19 protein-coding genes and 1 tRNA gene are annotated in these 16,848 nt (G+C 34.0%); 8 read left to right on the top strand and 12 right to left on the bottom strand.

Features of this window, described 5'->3' with window-relative positions; translation table 11 throughout:
* Positions 1-301: 301 nt before the first annotated feature.
* From CQ046_RS18130 to CQ046_RS18105, 6 genes are read right to left on the bottom strand one after another with little or no spacing between them, the layout of a single operon-like run.
* Positions 302-661, bottom strand: a complete 360-nt coding sequence (locus CQ046_RS18130; protein WP_105703635.1) for a DUF4180 domain-containing protein — start codon at positions 659-661, stop codon at positions 302-304.
* A gap of 4 nt (positions 662-665) precedes the next feature.
* Entirely contained in the window at positions 666-1,688 is a 1,023-nt protein-coding gene (locus CQ046_RS18125; protein WP_105703634.1) for a serine hydrolase domain-containing protein, read from the bottom strand.
* A 27-nt stretch (positions 1,689-1,715) separates the two neighbouring features.
* The gene (prmC, locus tag CQ046_RS18120; RefSeq protein WP_105703633.1) at positions 1,716-2,564 is read right to left on the bottom strand and encodes a peptide chain release factor N(5)-glutamine methyltransferase; all 849 of its coding nucleotides are present in this window, start codon (positions 2,562-2,564) and stop codon (positions 1,716-1,718) included.
* Positions 2,565-3,323 carry a peroxide stress protein YaaA gene (gene yaaA / locus CQ046_RS18115; protein WP_105703632.1) on the bottom strand — a complete coding sequence of 253 codons (759 nt, stop codon included), beginning with the start codon at positions 3,321-3,323 and terminating at the stop codon, positions 2,565-2,567.
* Positions 3,324-3,327: 4 nt separating this feature from the next.
* Positions 3,328-4,029 carry a CPBP family intramembrane glutamic endopeptidase gene (locus tag CQ046_RS18110; RefSeq protein WP_105703631.1) on the bottom strand — a complete coding sequence of 234 codons (702 nt, stop codon included), beginning with the start codon at positions 4,027-4,029 and terminating at the stop codon, positions 3,328-3,330.
* Positions 4,030-4,087: 58 nt separating this feature from the next.
* A complete protein-coding gene (locus CQ046_RS18105) occupies positions 4,088-4,699 on the bottom strand; it encodes an L-threonylcarbamoyladenylate synthase (RefSeq protein ID WP_105703630.1) in 612 nt (203 codons plus the stop codon).
* A gap of 101 nt (positions 4,700-4,800) precedes the next feature.
* Here CQ046_RS18105 and CQ046_RS18100 point away from each other — a divergent pair.
* Positions 4,801-4,873 (top strand) — tRNA-Met (locus CQ046_RS18100).
* Between the two features lie 242 nt (positions 4,874-5,115).
* Here the strand turns inward: CQ046_RS18100 and CQ046_RS18095 are convergent.
* Both CQ046_RS18095 and CQ046_RS18090 read right to left on the bottom strand, forming a co-directional pair.
* Complete coding sequence (locus CQ046_RS18095) at positions 5,116-5,361, bottom strand: Ada metal-binding domain-containing protein (RefSeq protein ID WP_105703629.1); 246 nt, start codon at positions 5,359-5,361, stop codon at positions 5,116-5,118.
* Between the two features lie 22 nt (positions 5,362-5,383).
* The gene (locus CQ046_RS18090) at positions 5,384-6,097 is read right to left on the bottom strand and encodes a 2OG-Fe(II) oxygenase (RefSeq protein WP_105703628.1); all 714 of its coding nucleotides are present in this window, start codon (positions 6,095-6,097) and stop codon (positions 5,384-5,386) included.
* Between the two features lie 181 nt (positions 6,098-6,278).
* Between CQ046_RS18090 and CQ046_RS18085 the strand changes: the two genes are divergently transcribed.
* Positions 6,279-6,725: a GNAT family N-acetyltransferase gene (locus tag CQ046_RS18085; RefSeq protein ID WP_105703627.1), complete on the top strand. Its 447-nt coding sequence runs from the start codon at positions 6,279-6,281 to the stop codon at positions 6,723-6,725.
* 345 nt (positions 6,726-7,070) lie between these two features.
* Here CQ046_RS18085 and CQ046_RS18080 read toward each other — a convergent pair whose 3' ends face one another.
* Complete coding sequence (locus tag CQ046_RS18080) at positions 7,071-7,652, bottom strand: hypothetical protein (protein WP_105703626.1); 582 nt, start codon at positions 7,650-7,652, stop codon at positions 7,071-7,073.
* A gap of 320 nt (positions 7,653-7,972) precedes the next feature.
* On the bottom strand, positions 7,973-8,539 hold the full coding sequence (locus CQ046_RS18075) for a glutathione peroxidase (RefSeq protein ID WP_105703625.1): 567 nt from the start codon (positions 8,537-8,539) through the stop codon (positions 7,973-7,975).
* 456 nt (positions 8,540-8,995) lie between these two features.
* Between CQ046_RS18075 and CQ046_RS18070 the strand changes: the two genes are divergently transcribed.
* The 5 genes from CQ046_RS18070 to CQ046_RS18050 all read left to right on the top strand — a co-directional run bounded on the left by CQ046_RS18070 (position 8,996) and on the right by CQ046_RS18050 (position 13,866).
* On the top strand, positions 8,996-9,361 hold the full coding sequence (locus CQ046_RS18070) for a BlaI/MecI/CopY family transcriptional regulator (RefSeq protein ID WP_105703624.1): 366 nt from the start codon (positions 8,996-8,998) through the stop codon (positions 9,359-9,361).
* Between the two features lie 5 nt (positions 9,362-9,366).
* Complete coding sequence (locus CQ046_RS18065) at positions 9,367-11,250, top strand: M56 family metallopeptidase (protein ID WP_105703623.1); 1,884 nt, start codon at positions 9,367-9,369, stop codon at positions 11,248-11,250.
* A gap of 63 nt (positions 11,251-11,313) precedes the next feature.
* Positions 11,314-12,204: a GLPGLI family protein gene (locus CQ046_RS18060; protein WP_105703622.1), complete on the top strand. Its 891-nt coding sequence runs from the start codon at positions 11,314-11,316 to the stop codon at positions 12,202-12,204.
* Between the two features lie 215 nt (positions 12,205-12,419).
* On the top strand, positions 12,420-12,986 hold the full coding sequence (locus CQ046_RS18055) for a sugar O-acetyltransferase (protein ID WP_105703621.1): 567 nt from the start codon (positions 12,420-12,422) through the stop codon (positions 12,984-12,986).
* Between the two features lie 19 nt (positions 12,987-13,005).
* On the top strand, positions 13,006-13,866 hold the full coding sequence (locus CQ046_RS18050; protein WP_105703620.1) for a GLPGLI family protein: 861 nt from the start codon (positions 13,006-13,008) through the stop codon (positions 13,864-13,866).
* A gap of 71 nt (positions 13,867-13,937) precedes the next feature.
* Here CQ046_RS18050 and CQ046_RS18045 read toward each other — a convergent pair whose 3' ends face one another.
* Together CQ046_RS18045 and fsa are read right to left on the bottom strand one after the other, a co-directional pair.
* Complete coding sequence (locus CQ046_RS18045) at positions 13,938-14,930, bottom strand: serine hydrolase domain-containing protein (protein WP_105703619.1); 993 nt, start codon at positions 14,928-14,930, stop codon at positions 13,938-13,940.
* A gap of 126 nt (positions 14,931-15,056) precedes the next feature.
* Entirely contained in the window at positions 15,057-15,710 is a 654-nt protein-coding gene (gene fsa, locus CQ046_RS18040; protein ID WP_105703618.1) for a fructose-6-phosphate aldolase, read from the bottom strand.
* A 273-nt stretch (positions 15,711-15,983) separates the two neighbouring features.
* Here fsa and CQ046_RS18035 point away from each other — a divergent pair, with 273 nt between their 5' ends.
* The gene (locus CQ046_RS18035) at positions 15,984-16,472 is read left to right on the top strand and encodes a YdeI/OmpD-associated family protein (RefSeq protein WP_105703617.1); all 489 of its coding nucleotides are present in this window, start codon (positions 15,984-15,986) and stop codon (positions 16,470-16,472) included.
* Positions 16,473-16,848 lie beyond the last annotated feature (376 nt).

The raw sequence follows: 16,848 nt of genomic DNA, 5'->3' as shown, positions 1-16,848 counted from the left end.
TGAATTATGTAGCCGTATAAGCTCTTAAATAAGTAAGATTCATATTCCCTCGTGTTTTTTTGCAAATATACAAAGAAATATCAATAGGCTGGTGTTTATAGAATTAATTCTAAATTTTCCTTAATAATTAACATATTTTGGCTTAAAATTTTACGTATTTCACAAATAAATGAGATTGTTTTTATTATGCTAATCTTTGTATTGTATTAAGAAATCTTAAAAAATAGATTTTATAGAGGTATTGATAACGGAAAATGAAGAAAAATTTTCCCTTTTTTATTATAAAGAATTGAAAAAGAGTCTATTTTGGAAAATTATTTAACGCATCTTCCAGAGTGCTTACAAAATTGATATGTTTTGTTTTATTACTTTCAAAAATAAAGTCCTTCATACTTTTGCTTTCGTATTTGCTGAAATCTCCTACAATAGCCAGTCCGATACGATAGTTCGAGAATTTCTGAAGAATTTCTCCTGCAATTTTGGTTTTTAAATCAAAGAATTCGGGCGTAATATTTTTTTCGTAAAGAATTACTTTATCAAAACCTTGATAATAAATATTTCCCATAAGATCCAGCCCGTCCTGAACAGATTGGATGATCATATCATCGGAAATAACTTCCGCAATTTTTATAGAATTAATTTCGTGAGATTGAATAGTCATTTTGTTATTGAATTGTTTTTCTTATATCATGTAAAAAATGGTCTAAAGGAAATGTATCTCCCTGATTGGTAAGGGCTATAATACAGCTGTTATGCTGAAGGTCTCTCCAGAATAAAGCTTTGAACCCATTGAGCCCACCAGTATGCATAGCGGTTTTTTCACCATGTTTATCCTCCAAAAACCACGCAAATCCATAGTTGGAAATCTGACCGTCAGATAATTTGAATGGAGTATACATGAGAGCTGTATTTTCTTTACTGATCAGAGTATTATTCCGTAACGCCTGATCAAATTTATACAAATCTTCAGGAGTAGAATAGATGCCACCGTCGCCAGTCGTTAAGATTGAATAATCATCAGGTTTCTTCTGTTTATTATATCCAAACGCTTTATTTTGAATAACGGTATCTGGTTCATACACATAGGTATTGTTCATTTTTAAAGGACTGATAATATGTCCGTTGATAAAAGCAGAATAGGTTTTTCCGGAAAGCTTTTCTATAATCTGGGACAGAATGATATATCCGCTGTTGCTATACTTAAACTGGCTATCCGGAATGAAATCCAGGTTTTTAAGATGAAACAGCCAATCTATCACCTCCTCATTGGCCAATCCTTTTTTCGAAAATAAATTCTCGTAATCCTTAATCCCCGAAGTATGATGCAAAAGCTGCCTTACAGTGATATCTTGGGCGTAATCAGGAAGTGCAATGAAATGAGAGGCTTTGTCATCAGGTTTCAATAATCCTTTTTGTTCTAACATTAAAATCGCCGTGGCAGTGAAAGATTTACTGAGGGATGCAATATAAAATGAAGTATTTTTATCTGCTTTCAGCCCTTTTTCAATATTACGGAAGCCCAAAACTGTATCACAAACAATCTGGCCATTTTTTACGATCAGAACAGAGCCATTGAATTCTCCTTTATTGTAATATTTACTCACAACATCCTTAGGATGCTGTTTGCAGGAAAACAGTTGTGTAATCAGTGAAATACCAATGAGGGAATTCCATATTAAAGTTTTCATAGGTTAGGTGTATGAAAGCAAAATTACTTATTTCCTTCCATAAATAAACCTGTCATTTTCAGATAAATCCTTCAATAATTGAGCGTTAGAAAAATATTGGTATAACTCCAGGGTCTCAGGACCTAATTTCTGGTTGATTTCTAGAAACAAAAGACCATCCTTATTCAAATGTTTTTTAGCATCATCTGCTATTTTTCTGTAAAAAATCAAAGCATCAGCATTAGGGGAGAAAAGGGCCGTTTTAGGCTCAAATTCTTTCACAGAATCGGCAATTTCAATCTCTTCCTCAATAGCAATATACGGTGGATTTGAAATAATGATGTCATAATTTTCAATCGGCTCAAAATGAAGATAATCAGCATGAATGAACTGTATTTCCAACTGATGATAATCTGCATTTCTTTTCGCAGTTTCCAGCGCTTTCTCAGAGAAATCTATGGATGAAACTTCGGCTTCCGGAAAATGCTTTTTTAAAACCAAAGGAATCACACCGCTTCCGGTTCCTATATCCAAAATCTTTATATTTTTAATATTAAACTTTGAATTTTGAATTTCCCGAATAGCAATTTCCAACAGTTCTTCTGTTTCAGGACGTGGAATCAGGACATTTTCATCTACAAAGAATTTCATTCCATAAAATTCTGTTTCACCAAGAATCTGCTGATAAGGTCTTCCTGTTTTAAGTTCTGAAACCAGTTGACAAAGTTTTTCTTCATCATCAATCAGAAGTTGCTGTTCAGAAAACCTTCTTTGCTGAAAATGGTCAAAACCTACGATCTGATGAATGAAAAGTGATGATAAAAACAGGCTTTCCGACTCAGTATAAAGGTCGGAAAGTTCTGTTTTGAAATATTTTTTAAATGTTGAAATTGTCATTTATCTTGTAAAAACCAGTTTTGTATCCGTAGATTTTTCTTCATCAATTCTGTACCCTTCATAGTTGAACGCTTTTACATCTTCCAGTGTTTTGGCATTGGTTTCTGCACAGAATCGCACCACAAGACCTCTTGCATGCTTGGTATACACTACGATGGTTTTCAGTTTTCCATCTTTTAATTCGTAGAAATCGAAATCAATTACTTTGTGGTTGAGTTTTTTTCTGTCGATTACTTTTCCATACTCATTGCTGGCAAGGTGAAGCAGGATTTCTCCTTTTTTCATTTCAGAATTCAGTTGTTCCGTGATTTTTTCTCTCCAGAATTCATACAGGTTTTTGTACTGTTCAAACGCAAAAGGGCGTCCCATTTCCAATCTGTAAAGCATTACTTTATCAGATGGCTTCAACAGACCATAAAGCCCGGAAAGCATTCTGTAATTTTTCTGCAGATAATCTACTGCATTTTTATCCAGTGTTTTGGCATCCAATCCTCTGTAAACCTCTCCTGTAAAAGCAAACATAGCCGGAGCCGATTCTTTTGCGGTAGGTTTGGATTTCCATTTTTGATTTCTTTCCCAGTTTTCATCAGCCAGCTTAGGCGATATTTCCATCAGTTCGGAAAGATATTTTGGTGATTTTTCTTTTAAATAAGACTGTATCAATGCTGCGTCTTCAATGAATTTTGGAGTAGAAGATTTCAACAGATCCGTTGCGTTTTCTACGTTCATTAATTTGGCAGGTGATGTTATAATTTTCATAATGCTAAAATAAAGATAAGTGTTTAATATCCATAAAATTCATAGCCATCAGAGAAATGAAATCAATCAGAAAATGACAGATGATCAGGATTTTAATATTTGAATAAATTTTATAAAACATAGCAAAAACGACTCCAATAAAGAAAGGTATCACAACCTGACCTATGGTTCCGTAAGTGCTGTGCAAAATTCCGAATAAAACTGCAGAAAAAATAATTCCTAAAGTGGAACTATTGTATAGTTTTTCAATCCTGGGCTGTATATAGCCCCTCATTAAGAATTCTTCCACAGCTCCAGCCGTAAAGCATGTAAAAATAAGTAAAAAATAATTGTTTTTAAAAATAGGTGTGAGTTCAAAAAGCTTGTCACTGATCTTTTCCTGAAACAGAAGATGAATCATCACATTCAATAATGCTCCACCAATACTACAGATAAAATAGAGACAGATCACTGCTTTTATATAGAATAATATTGAATACCGGGTCTCTTTTTTTAATAAAAATGAACCCTTTTCGATAAAAATACTATAAAGAAATACCATAAGGAAAATCCCCCAAATGATAAATCTGGTAAGAAGAAAATTGGTTTCTGTAATCCCCCGCACTCCCGTTATTATTGTAACAATAGGAAAAGCGTAAAGCATTGCAGCCGCCAAAAGCACAAAAGTGAGTAAAATTCCTATAGAATATTTCCCATTAATCCCCATAACCTAATCTCTCAACCGTAGACGTTGAATTCTAAACCTTAAACTTTGAATTTTTTAACTAGATAATCCCTTTTCCCTGACGAATAATCTCTGGTTCTCCAGAAGTAAGGTCTACAATAGTGGAAGCCACATTATCTCCATATCCGGAATCAATGACAATATCTACCAAATGATCATATTTTTCTGCAATAAGTTCAGGGTCGGTAGAATATTCAATAATTTCATCATCATCCTTAATGGAAGTGGAAGCAATAGGATGTCCCAGTTTTTCGACAATAAGTTGTGGGATCGGGTGGTCAGGAACACGGATACCGATTGTTTTATGGCCTTTATAGGCTAATGGTAAACTTTTGTTGGCATCAAGAATAAAGGTAAATGGTCCTGGAAGATGACTTTTCAGAAATCTGAAAACTGAAGTTTCAATAGGTCTTGTAAAGTCAGAAAGATGACTGAGATCATTACAGATAATCGAGAATTTTGACTTCTCAAGCTTCATTTTTTTGAGCTGTGCCAGCTTTTCCATGGCTTTTATATCAAAAATATTACAGCCTAACGCATAAATCGTATCTGAAGGATAGATAATCAGCCCGCCATTATTAAGGGTTTTAATAACCTCATTCACAAGATTTTCCTGTGGGTTGTCTGGATAAATTTTTAATATTTTTGCCATAAAACAAAGATACAAATAATAAAATAGTTTTCATAAAAGTCCTTTATTTAAAAGAAAAATTAGGATTTGTAAAAAATATTCGTACCTTTGCAATCCAATATCGCGGGATGGAGCAGTAGGTAGCTCGTCGGGCTCATAACCCGAAGGTCATCGGTTCGAGTCCGGTTCCCGCTACTAAACGAAAGAGAAGCAATACTATTGCTTCTCTTTTTTTATTTATGGGCCGTCATTGCGAACAAAGTGAAGCAATCTCAAGCTTGAATAGCACTAAGATACACATTTTTATAATGTGGATTAAGAAAGAAAGCAGATGATGAAGGTGTATGATATGCATTAGCTTAGAAAGAATCAATGAAGTTGATTCCATCTTTGCTCCCTTAAAAGTTTAACATCAATTATTTAATCTTTGTGTTTAATTAATATAGACATTCCTTCCATTTTTTATAAGCTTCTCTCATACAATGCCCACAAGGCCGGAACTTATTTTCAAGTGCTTCTTTTTCATTGTTGAAGAAAACCCTGTTTTCTTTTTTCATTTTTTTACCTGATCCACAGCTTAATAATCCATAGATTTTTAATTTTTTATTTCCTCCAAAATGAACTTCTCCATTGTGAATTTTGCGCCTTAGATTTTCGCTTGATATTTGAGAATGCTGAATCATTGTAATGTATGATTTACGATAACTAACTTATTGCATCATGGAAGATAATTCCTAAGGCATAGCGGCTGCCTTCTCTGACCTCACTCACTCCATGTTTCATATTCACTCTGTAATATCCTTTAGTTCCTTTTTCAGGCTTAAATTGGGTGGTAAAAATAAGAACATCCCCTTTTTTAGGTTTTAAAACAATAGCCTTTGATTGTGCCCTGGGAATCTGTTGGGTAAGAATAAATTCTCCACCTGCAAAATCCTGATCAGGCTCGCTGAGCATTAACACAATCTGGATAGGAAAGTATATATCTCCATACAAATCCTGATGCAAAGTATTAAAACCACCTTCCGCATATTTTAAAATTAAGACAGTCGCTTTTTGCTGTCCGTTAACATAACACTGCTGTAAAAATTCCTGATGATCCAATGGAAATTGAGTGTCGATATGTAAAGCGTTGAACCATAAATTGGCTATAGGAGCCAGATACGGGTAGATATTGGCTCGTATGGTCTGAATGATTTCAGGAAGCGGATAATTAAAATATTTATATTCACCCAGTCCAAAACGATGTCTGGCCATGACCACTGTTTTTCGGTAAAGAGCGGAATGGTCGTAGTTGGATTTTAATTGTTCACATTCATTATCTGATAACAGATTAGGAATTACAGCGTATCCGTTTTTATGCATTGTTTCCGTAAGTTGCTGCCAATCTGTATTTTCAATTTTTTGGATGATATCTTTCATTGTCTTGATTTAATACTGCAAAATTCAGAAGATATTCATTATGATAAAATCCGGAACATGCGGTATTTATTTTATAGGGATAAGAATTAAAACTATTGGACTACCTGTATAATCCTAATCTGGAATATAAAACCAGTCCTGTTTAAGGCTACTTTTGCCCTGTTAATTAAAATACATAACTATGAATTACAGTATTAAAAAAGCAAGCCTTGAGGATCTTGATGAAACGGCAGAATTATTTAACCTTTACCGTATTTTTTACAGACAGGAATCAGATATTGAAAAAGGAAAGGCTTTTCTTAAAGAACGGTTTTTAAACAGTGAATCGGATATTTTCCTTGCAGTGGCTGATGGCAAAGCAGTAGGCTTTGTACAACTTTATAAGCTCTTTCACTATACTAAATTACAAAAACAATGGCTGCTAAGTGACCTGTTTGTTCATCCCGATTACAGAGGAAAAGGACTTTCTGTAGCATTAATAGACCGCAGTAAACAATGGTGTGAAGAAACAGGAGCATGCGGACTGATGCTGGAAACCGAAAAAACGAATGATATTGGAAATGTATTATATCCACGCTGTGGATTTGAATATGATGGACTTCATAATTACTATTACTGGTGGAAATAGACAGAAAAGTGACAGATGATTTTTAGGCTGGAGGCTGGAACAGGATGCTTCCAGCTTCTTTTTAGTAGTATTAGTTCTACAGTTGTGCACGTTTAATTCTACATATATTTTCAACCTGCAGAAGGGGATAGTTCTATTTTTGTAAAGCTCTTACAGATCATGGGTAGGACAGTTGATCTGTAGAGTGTATGCAAAAAAATCTCTGCCTAATTTTCTACTTTTTCCCCAAGGGTTTTATGATTAGTACCACAAAACTGCTTTTTCCGGCGGAGATTTTTTGCTTTTAAATAAAAAAGAGAACCGCAATTGCAGTTCTCTTTTTTATGTTTTAATATGATTTAAATATTATTGTGCCAGTTGAGCATAAGAAGTAAGCTTATTGTCATCAGACATCGTCTGCCCTAAAAAGTCTCTTTTCTGATCAGCTTTCATTCTTCCAGCAGCTTCGTTTGCATTCAGGTAAGCTTCACCTAGTTTTGTTGCGATATCAGCAGGCTTAAATTCAAATTTTGTATCTCCTTCAACACCCAGATATCCATTTTTTCTTGTAAGATTGGTAATATAATTGTTGTAGTTGATCATTGTACCTCTGAACATATTGTTATGGTATTCCATACATTTCTTAGCTTTTTTGGAAGAATTGTTCAGGATACAGTTTTTCATATTATTTCTGTATAAATACCATTCAGATTCTAAAATTCCGTATTGTTTACCTACTGCTATTTTTCCGTTGTTGACAATATTGTTATCTCCTTCTTTAGTTGCAATCGTCTGAAGATGTTGGATAACCAATGGAACGGTAGCTTCGATTTTTGATTTTGTATCTTTTAATATGCTAAGATCGGCAGCAGGAGAACCCTTCTTTTGCGCTGTAGTAACATTGAAAATAAGCAGTAATAGTACAATCAATAAATTATATCTTTTCATGAGAAATTTTTAAAGCACTAAAATAAATATATTTTTCCAGTTAAAACAAATACATTTTAATATTTATTTAATAAATTTTAACAAATTTATAATGTATCGTATTCATTGTTGTATAGATGATGCGTTTAGAGTCTTTATTGAAGTGATTTTTGTAATTTAAAAATGTTAATAAAACTCAATTTATCTGTCTGATTTGCTTTTCCTTGTGGAATATTATTCTCTGCTTTGGCGATTATGGTTTAAGAATAATAGTAGGGATGAGGGCATATAAATAAAAAAACACTACTATGATAACAATAGTAGTGTTTTCTAAGGATTATTTATTTAAAATAATGAGTGATTTTTTCACTTTCAGGAACTACTTTAGAATCAAAATATTCCAGTAATTTTCCCTCGGGGCTGATCAGGAACTTGTTGAAATTCCAGCTTATTTTCGCATCCATTACCCCATTTTGAGATTTGTGGGTAAGATAATCAAATACCGGAGTGATTTTTGCCCCTTTTACATCCACAGCAGTGGTAAGAGGAAAGGTTACGCCATAATTCTTTTCGCAAAAAGATTTGATTTCCACATTGTCATGAAACTCCTGGTCTGCAAAATTATCAGATGGGAAACCTACAACAACCAGTTTGTCACCATAATCTTTGTAAAGCTGCTCCAATCCTTTGTATTGAGGAGTATATCCGCACTTGGATGCCGTATTTACAATAAGAATGTATTTCCCTTTGTAATCGGAGAAATTAATTTTTCCACCGTCTATGGATTCAATCTTAAAATCATAAATTGATTTTGCAGGTTTCGGACCTGTAGAATCATCTGATTTAATAAATGATGAAAGTCCTATAATCCCTATAAGCACCATTCCGATAAAAAGTATTTTTTTCATTTAAAAAAGATTTTACTATTAATTTATATGTTGAATTACTGATCAGTCTTCCTGCAATTTTGACTTTTAGAGGTTAATTTCTTGCCAAAATCATTCTTCGGAAATATCAGAATATCAAATTTACGGCAATAAATCCTTTTGCAATATTATTTTTTTAGTCTTTGATCCTTGTCAAGGTTATGAACCTTGACAAGGATTTTTTCCGATTGATTAAAGACCAAGAATAATTAGACGTTTTTAGTGTAAAATAAACACCCAATAATTCTATTCATTAAAAATTTAATAAATTTTAACTATTTTTATTTCACTGATATTCAGTAAGTTGTGTTTTCGAATTGTTTATCACTAAAAAAATAGTTGTTTGATTCATTTTTATTTCTACATTTGTATAACTAATTTATTAGTGATATAGAATGTGATGATTGTTTATCACTATAATTAATAAATGAACAGAATATGAAAATTCAGACTCTAACCAAAGCAGAAGAACAGGTAATGCAGTATTTATGGAAATTAGAAAAAGGCTTCTTAAAAGATGTGCTTGATCTTTTTCCGGAACCTAAACCACATACCAATACGGTTTCTACCATTTTAAAAGTATTGAAGGATAAAGAGTTTGTAGATTATGATGTACATGGAAGACAGCATGAGTATTTTCCTTTGGTTTCAAAAGAACAGTACTCCGGGAAAACGATTAAGAGCCTTGTAAAAAACTATTTTAAAGGTTCTTACAAAAGTGCCGTTTCATTTCTGGTAGAAAAAAATGAAATGACAGTAGAAGATCTTGAGATGTTATTAGATGAACTCAAAAAGAAAGACTAAGACCTATGGAAGCAATACTTTTATACTTTGGGAAAACTATTTTATGTTCGGGTGTAACGTTTTTGTACTATCAGTTGTCTTTAAAAGACAAGACATTCCATCATTATAACAGATTTTATCTGCTGGCAGCGATTGTAATATCACTTTTATTGCCACTCATCAGAGTAGACGATTTTACGATAGAGGTAAATAATGATATGTATATGCTTCTTGACAAAATTCAGAATTTTAACACAGAAAAAAACATAGACAATGGTAACCTTTATTTTAACATTATTTTTTCAGCTCTGGGACTGGTTTCTTTCTATTTTTTAGGAAAGCTGCTGTATGGGATTTTCAAAATCCAGCAGTTTAAAAACCAATTTCAGAAAGAAAGTTTTGACGGGATCAATTTTTACCGTACAGACCTTACCGAAGCTCCATTCTCTTACTTTAAAAACCTGTTCTGGAAGAATACAATTACCCTGCATTCTGATATCGGAAAACAGATTTTAAAGCATGAAATGGTACATATTGAACAGAAACATTCTTTTGATAAGATCTTTATCGAGATTATTACCTCTGTTTTCTGGTTCAATCCGTTCTTTCATCTCATTAAAAGAGAAATTAATTTAATCCATGAATATCTGGCTGATAAAAAAGCCGTAAAACAATCGGACACCAAAGCATTTGCGCAGATGCTTTTAGCAAGCCACTTTTCCGGAACACAGTTGCCTGTTACCAGTCCGTTTCTAAGTTCAAACCTTAAAAAGAGACTTAAGATGTTACAAAAACCAAAAACCAAATTCGGATATGCGCGAAGAATTTTTGCATTACCGGTTGTATTCTCTATAGCTTTTGCTTATCTGGTAAATGCTAAAAACAGAGAAATTGAAGAAACAAATCTTTCTATAAAAAAAGTAGTTTCAGAAATCAAGAAAGATACGATAAGACCTGAAAAATCTGGTCAGGAAAAAATTGCAGAACTGAAAACCGTATCGCCTGAAGAACATACAAAAATTGCAGGTCTTGAAAAGAAAATAAAAGAAAAAGAAAAAGAGCTGGAAGGTTTAGATCCTGAAAGTGGTCTCTTCAGTGATAAAATAGAAGAAATAAGTAATCTGGCATCAGAGATAGGAGAGGTAGCCTCAAAAGTTGAAGTTGATCAGTATTTCAATTCTGCGGAATGGAAAAATCAGATGAAGGAGCTCGAAAATATGGAACCTCTTAGTAAAAAAGATCTCCGTAAAATAGAAAGAGCAGCAAAAAAAGCGGAAAGAGAGGCTGAAAGAATAGGAAAAATGCAAATTCCTGTACCTCCTAAAGCGCCAAAAGAACCGAAAATAACGTATTTTAAAACAAACAAAATCGTTAATTATAAAGATTTAAGCGCTAAAGAGAAAGAAGAAATAAGTAAAGCAATGGCTGAAGCTAAAAAAGCATTGGCCGAAGCAACCAAAGCCAGAGTAGAGGGAGACAAGGCTCGAATGGAAGGCGACAGAGCAAGAGCTGAAGGAGAAATAATAAGAGTAATGAGCGAAAAAATCAGGATTGACGGAGATAAAATCCGAAGAGATGTTGAAAGAGCCCGTGCAGAAGCCGAAAAAAGATCAGCTAGTTTCAGAGATGGTACTTTTATTAAAGTAAGCAGCGGTTCACCTGGAGTTATTGTAATGAATGCAGATTTTATCAAAAAAGACGGCAACGGAAACATTGCAATGAATGGGGTGAAGAAGTTTAAAATAACCGGTACTGATGACGTAAAATACAAGTATTATATTGATGGGAGAGAAGTTTCTCAGGATGATGTAAATTCCTTAGATACAAGCAATATATCAAAAGTGAATGTCAATACTCAGAAGAAAGGTGAGCTTAAGCAGGGAGAAGTAAGAATTGAGACAAAGAAATAAAGTTCCATCAGGCTTTGTCAGTTTCAGATTGGCGAAGCCTTTTTACTAATATTTAAATAAACTATGGGAAAAAAATATTTGATTATATTAGCATTTTTAGGGGTGCTTGCCAACGCTCAAATCAACAGATTTTTTTATGACTACAAGTATATCTCTGATTCTACCAATAAAGCAGATGTGAAAAGTGATGTAATGTTTCTGGACATTGATAAAAACGGATCCAAATATTACAGTCGCGAAAAGTTTGTTGCAGATTCCGCAACAAATGCAGATATTGCTAAGCAGATGAAAAGTGGATTCGGGGGAAGTTTTAATATCAAAAGAAAAATGAAACCGGGGACCATTTCCTCAACGGTTACAAAAAAGTATCCGGATTACAGTGTTTCATTCTCAGAAAATATTGGGAATACCAGTTATAAAATGCCGGAAGATCAAAAACCGGAATGGAAAATTCTTCCTGAAAAACAGAAAATTGGAGAATATAATACCCAGAAAGCAACCACCAACTATGGAGGACGAAGCTGGGTTGCATGGTTTACAACAGATATTCCATTTCAGGATGGACCTTATAAATTCTATGGACTGCCAGGACTCATTGTTAAAATTGAAGATACCACAGGCTCTCATATAATGACTCTGATTGGTAACAAAAAAACGGAAGTCGTATCGCAAGAAGATGTTGAAATACCCGGTCTTACCAGAATAGGTTTTGGAGGTAAAGAAATAGAGATCAGCAAAAAACAGTTTAAAAAAGCGTGGAAAGATTATCTGCTGGATCCTACAAAAGACATGAAACAGAGCATGAGCACTCTTCCGACAGGAGCTGTAGTGCAAATGAAAAATCAGGATGGTAAAAGCATTGACATGAATGAAGTGTATAGAAACATGGAAAAAAGAGCAAAAGAAGACCGATTAAAAAATAATAATAAAATAGAACCGGATTTGTTCAAGTAAAATTATATATTTTCTAATATCAGCGGGATGGCAAGAGTGTCATCCTGTTTTTGTTTTTTTAGATAATACAAATCTTTGGTACAGAGGTTAATGATAAATGTCAACTAAGTTTATCAAAACAGATTTCTTATCTTTCAATAAGCAATAAGCAATAAGCAATAAGCAATAAGCAATAAGCAATAAGCAATAAGCAACAATAATCAACATTATATCTCATGACAGAAAAGGAAAAATGTGCAGCCGGACTTTTATACAATGCCAATTATGACAAAGAATTGATTCAGGAGAGGATACAGTGTAAAGATCTATGTCAGGAGTATAACGGATTGAAAAACTCTGATGCAGAAAACAGATACGAACTCCTTCGAAGAATTTTGGGCAGTATCAAAGAAAATATCTGTATAGAACCCAATTTCTGGTGTGATTACGGCTATAATATAAAAGTGGGTGAGAATTTCTACGCCAATCATAATCTTGTTATTTTAGATTGTGCTAAAGTAGAGTTTGGGGATAACGTATTCATTGGTCCTAACTGCAGTTTTTATACGGCAGGACATCCGCTGGATGCAGAACAGAGAAATGAAGGTTTAGAATATGCACACTCAATCAAAGTAGGTAATAACGTATGGTTGGGAGGAAATGTGGTTGTGCTTCCAGGTGTTTCCATTGGAAATAATTCTGTGATTGGAGCAGGAAGTGTGGTAACGAAAGATATTCCTGATCATGTAGTAGCAGTGGGCAACCCTTGTAAGGTTGTGAAAAATATAACAGAAAAAAACTAAAAACTATAATAAACTAACCATGAAAAAAGTAATCATCCTATTCAGCTTGATAATGGCTGTGATGGCTAATGCCCAGAATCAAAGATTTATCTACGAGTATAAATTTATCACAGACTCTACCGCCAGAGATAAACAGGAAACAGAAACCATGTATCTTGAAGTAGCTTCCAAAGGATCCAAATTTTACAGTAAAGACTACTTTCAGTCAGACTCCACCATGCAGACCATGGTAGCAAAAGATACCCAAAGTCTGAATATTAATCTCGGAAATTTTAAATTTAAAGGTAAAATACGCTACAATATTGAAAAAATGTACCCGGATTATTCTACCAATTTCTTTACTACACTAGGTTCTGACGAATACCAGGTTCAGGAAAACAGAAAACAAAACTGGAAAATTCTGCCGGAAAAAGAAAAAATAGGTGAGTTTAATGCACAGAAAGCAGTTTGTGATTTCGCCGGAAGAAAATGGACGGCATGGTTCACAACAGATCTTCCCATTCAGGATGGACCGTATAAATTTTATGGACTTCCTGGGCTGATTGTAAAAGTGGAAGATAATACCCATTCTCATTCATTCGAATTAAAAGGAAGCAAGAAACTTTCGTCTGGATATGAATGGAAAAGTACCAAAGATAAGGAACGTTATAACCCTCTGGTGACAATCAATGAAGCGAAGTTTAAAAAAGCGCTTACCGATTACCGTCTGGATCCCATGAAGAGCCAGAAGCAAATGCTTGCGGAGGGAACCATTGTTGAAATGAGAGACAGCTCAGGAAAAGTGCTGGATCCGGTAAAGGCAAGCAGAGATCAGGAAACTAAAGCGAAGGCCAATATCAAAAGACAAAACAATATTCTTGAATTGGATCTGATAAAATAGATCTGTTTTATCATAAAAGCAAAGGGCAGTCTCAGGAGAAATATAATGTAACTCTTGAGGCTGCCTTACGTTTATTGTAAAATCTTATTCCAGAGCTCTCTATGAAATTTTATCATATTGCTGTATGCATTCGGGTTTTCTCCCATTCTGATAATAATGAGATTCTTACTGGGAACAATATCAAGGATTTGTCCGTTTTTACCCAAAGCACAAAACATATCTTTGGGAGCATCAGGAACCAATGATTGATTGAAAGACTGCTCAAATCCCGGAACTCTTATACTGTTTTTCCCATTAAGCCACCACAAATAGCCATAGGAAGGATTAACTTCCTGAGAAGTGTCTGTCATCTGCTGAAAATAACTGTTGTATTGATAATAAACTTTATCATTTAATTTTCCTTTATTTAAAACAAGCTTTCCGAATTGCAAAAAACTCTTTGCCGTACTGGAAAATACAAGGCCGTTTTCATAAGGAATCCATTTTCCGGAAATACCGGATCCTGAAAGCTTTTCAGAAGTATACTGATCAATACTTTTATGACTTGCTTTTTCGATTACTTTTGCCAGCTGAGAATAAGCTGAGGTATCATAATACCAGAAGCTTCCTGCCGGATTTTTCATAGCAAAACAGTTTCTGTAATTGCAGGTTTGATCCTGGGAATAGTCAAGTCCGGAAGTCATGGTCAGAAGAGTTCTGATCGTGATTTTATCTTCAGAATTTTTATCCATTCCGGTCCATTTTCCCAGATATTTTGATACGGAATCGTTGATGTTTAATAATTTCTCCTGTTGGGCAATTCCGATAAGAACAGCCGTGAGAGATTTCCCCGCAGAAGCCCAATACCAATTGGAATTTTGATCAAAAGGCGCTTTGTCTATAATTTTTGTTCCAAAATATTGTTCGTTAATGATTTTTCCATCCTGAAAAATGATAAAAGCACGGCTTTTATTTTCAAGATTAAACTGATTAAGCTGCTCCAGTTTTTCTTTTGAAAAAGTAATGTTTTGAGAGAATCCGAAAACAAAAGAAAATAATGCCAATAGAAGAATACTTTTTTTCATGGCTCTTTTTGTTTTTGATTCGGATACCAGCTATTAGTTAAATCTGAATATAATTCCAGATGATGGAAAACAAAAAATCCCGAAGCAAAGTTTTGGGATTTTTTATATCTGAATAAGAGTCAGTGATTATGCTAATTTCTGAGAATCAGCAATAAACTGAGCCAGTCCGCTGTCTGTTAATGGGTGCTTCAATAAGCTCAAGATCGGAGGAAGTGGAGATGTAATAACATCTGCTCCAATTTTAGCACAGTCGATGATGTGCATTGAGTGACGGATAGAAGCTGCCAAGATTTCAGTTTCGTACATATAGTTATCGAAAATCAATCTGATTTCCTGAATAAGATTCAGACCGTCTGTAGAAATATCATCTAATCTTCCTAAGAATGGAGAAACATAGTTTGCTCCTGCTTTTGCTGCTAAAAGAGCCTGCCCCGGAGAGAAGATCAATGTACAGTTCGTTTTGATTCCTTTATCAGAAAAATATTTTAAAGCTTTGATACCGTCTTTGATCATTGGGATTTTTACAACGATATTTGGGTGAATAGCAGCCAATTCGTCTCCTTCCTTAATCATTTCTTCATACGTAGTAGAAAGAACTTCCGCAGAAATATCTCCGTCTACAAGTTCGCAGATCGTTTTGTAGTGGTTTCTGATTGCTTCAGCTCCCTGAATACCTTCTTTAGCCATTAATGAAGGATTGGTAGTTACACCATCTAAAATTCCAAGATCTCTGGCTTCTTTGATTTGCTCTAAATTAGCTGTGTCAATAAAAAATTTCATTTTGATAAATAGATTTATTGTTACAAAGATAGGGAATTAATTGGGTTCTGAGATATGAATTTTGAGTTACAGAGTTAAGGGTAAGAGGGGTTGAGTGTAGGAGAGTTTGTGAGTGAGAGGGTTTTAGTGAATGAAAAAAATAATTTTATGTTGATCTTAAACCAAATAGTTATTTTTGCTTCTAGCTTCTAGCTTCTAGCTTCTAGCTTCTAGCTTCTAGCTTCTAGCTTCTAGCTTCTAGCTTCTAGCTTCTAGCTTTTAAATTTGACATCCATGAAAAACAACAGTTTCACAGCTACATTAGAAATCATAGGAATCAATCCTTTTGTTTTTATTCCGGAAGAAATTTTGGAAAACATTTTTGATGAATCTGGGAGAAATAAAAGTCCCATTGCTGTAAAAGGAATGGTGAATGGGAAAGAATTTAAGCAAAACCTAATGAAATACCTCGGTGAATGGAGGCTGTATATCAACCTGACGATGCTGAAAAATTCACCAAAGAGAATCGGAGAAGTTATTGAAGTGGTGCTGGAATATGATGATTCTGACAGAAGTCTTTCTATTCATCCTCAATTGGAAAAAGCCATCAAAGAAAGTTCTTTGGCAACAGAAAATTTCAAAAATCTAATTCCTTCAAGAAGGCATGAGCTGATCCGTTATATCAATAATCTAAAAACCGAAGCCAGCATCGAACGGAATATTGAGAAAATAATCCGGCACTTACACGGTGAAACAGACTTTTTTGGGAAGAAAATAGAATAGATTAATCACAAGATTGGATTTTTAAATAAATACAGGAAATCTGAAATTTATAAAATATTTACCTGTAACAATAATCATAGTTTAATTTAACGCAAAGGTGAGGTACTTGCTGTTAAACTTTTAAGGGAGCTAAGAAAGCGACAAGGTCTGATGGTATCCATTCGCTTAGAAAGAATCAATGAAGTTGATTCCCATCTTTGCTCCCTAAAATACAACTGTAGTTACTAAATCTCTGCGTTACATTCAAGCATTGCATTATTTATCACTTATCATTAAAATAAAAAGACAGGAAATTTTTCTAGTCATGGTCGGAAGATTTTTTCTTCCGACTTTTTGTTTTTAGATATTCAATATTATTATTTTAATTAATTGATTA

It is taken from the genome of Chryseobacterium sp. MYb7 (assembly GCF_002979455.1).
GTDB lineage: Bacteria > Bacteroidota > Bacteroidia > Flavobacteriales > Weeksellaceae > Chryseobacterium.
Note: the sequence above shows the minus strand (reverse complement) of the source record. Positions and strands in the feature narration are given on the sequence as shown.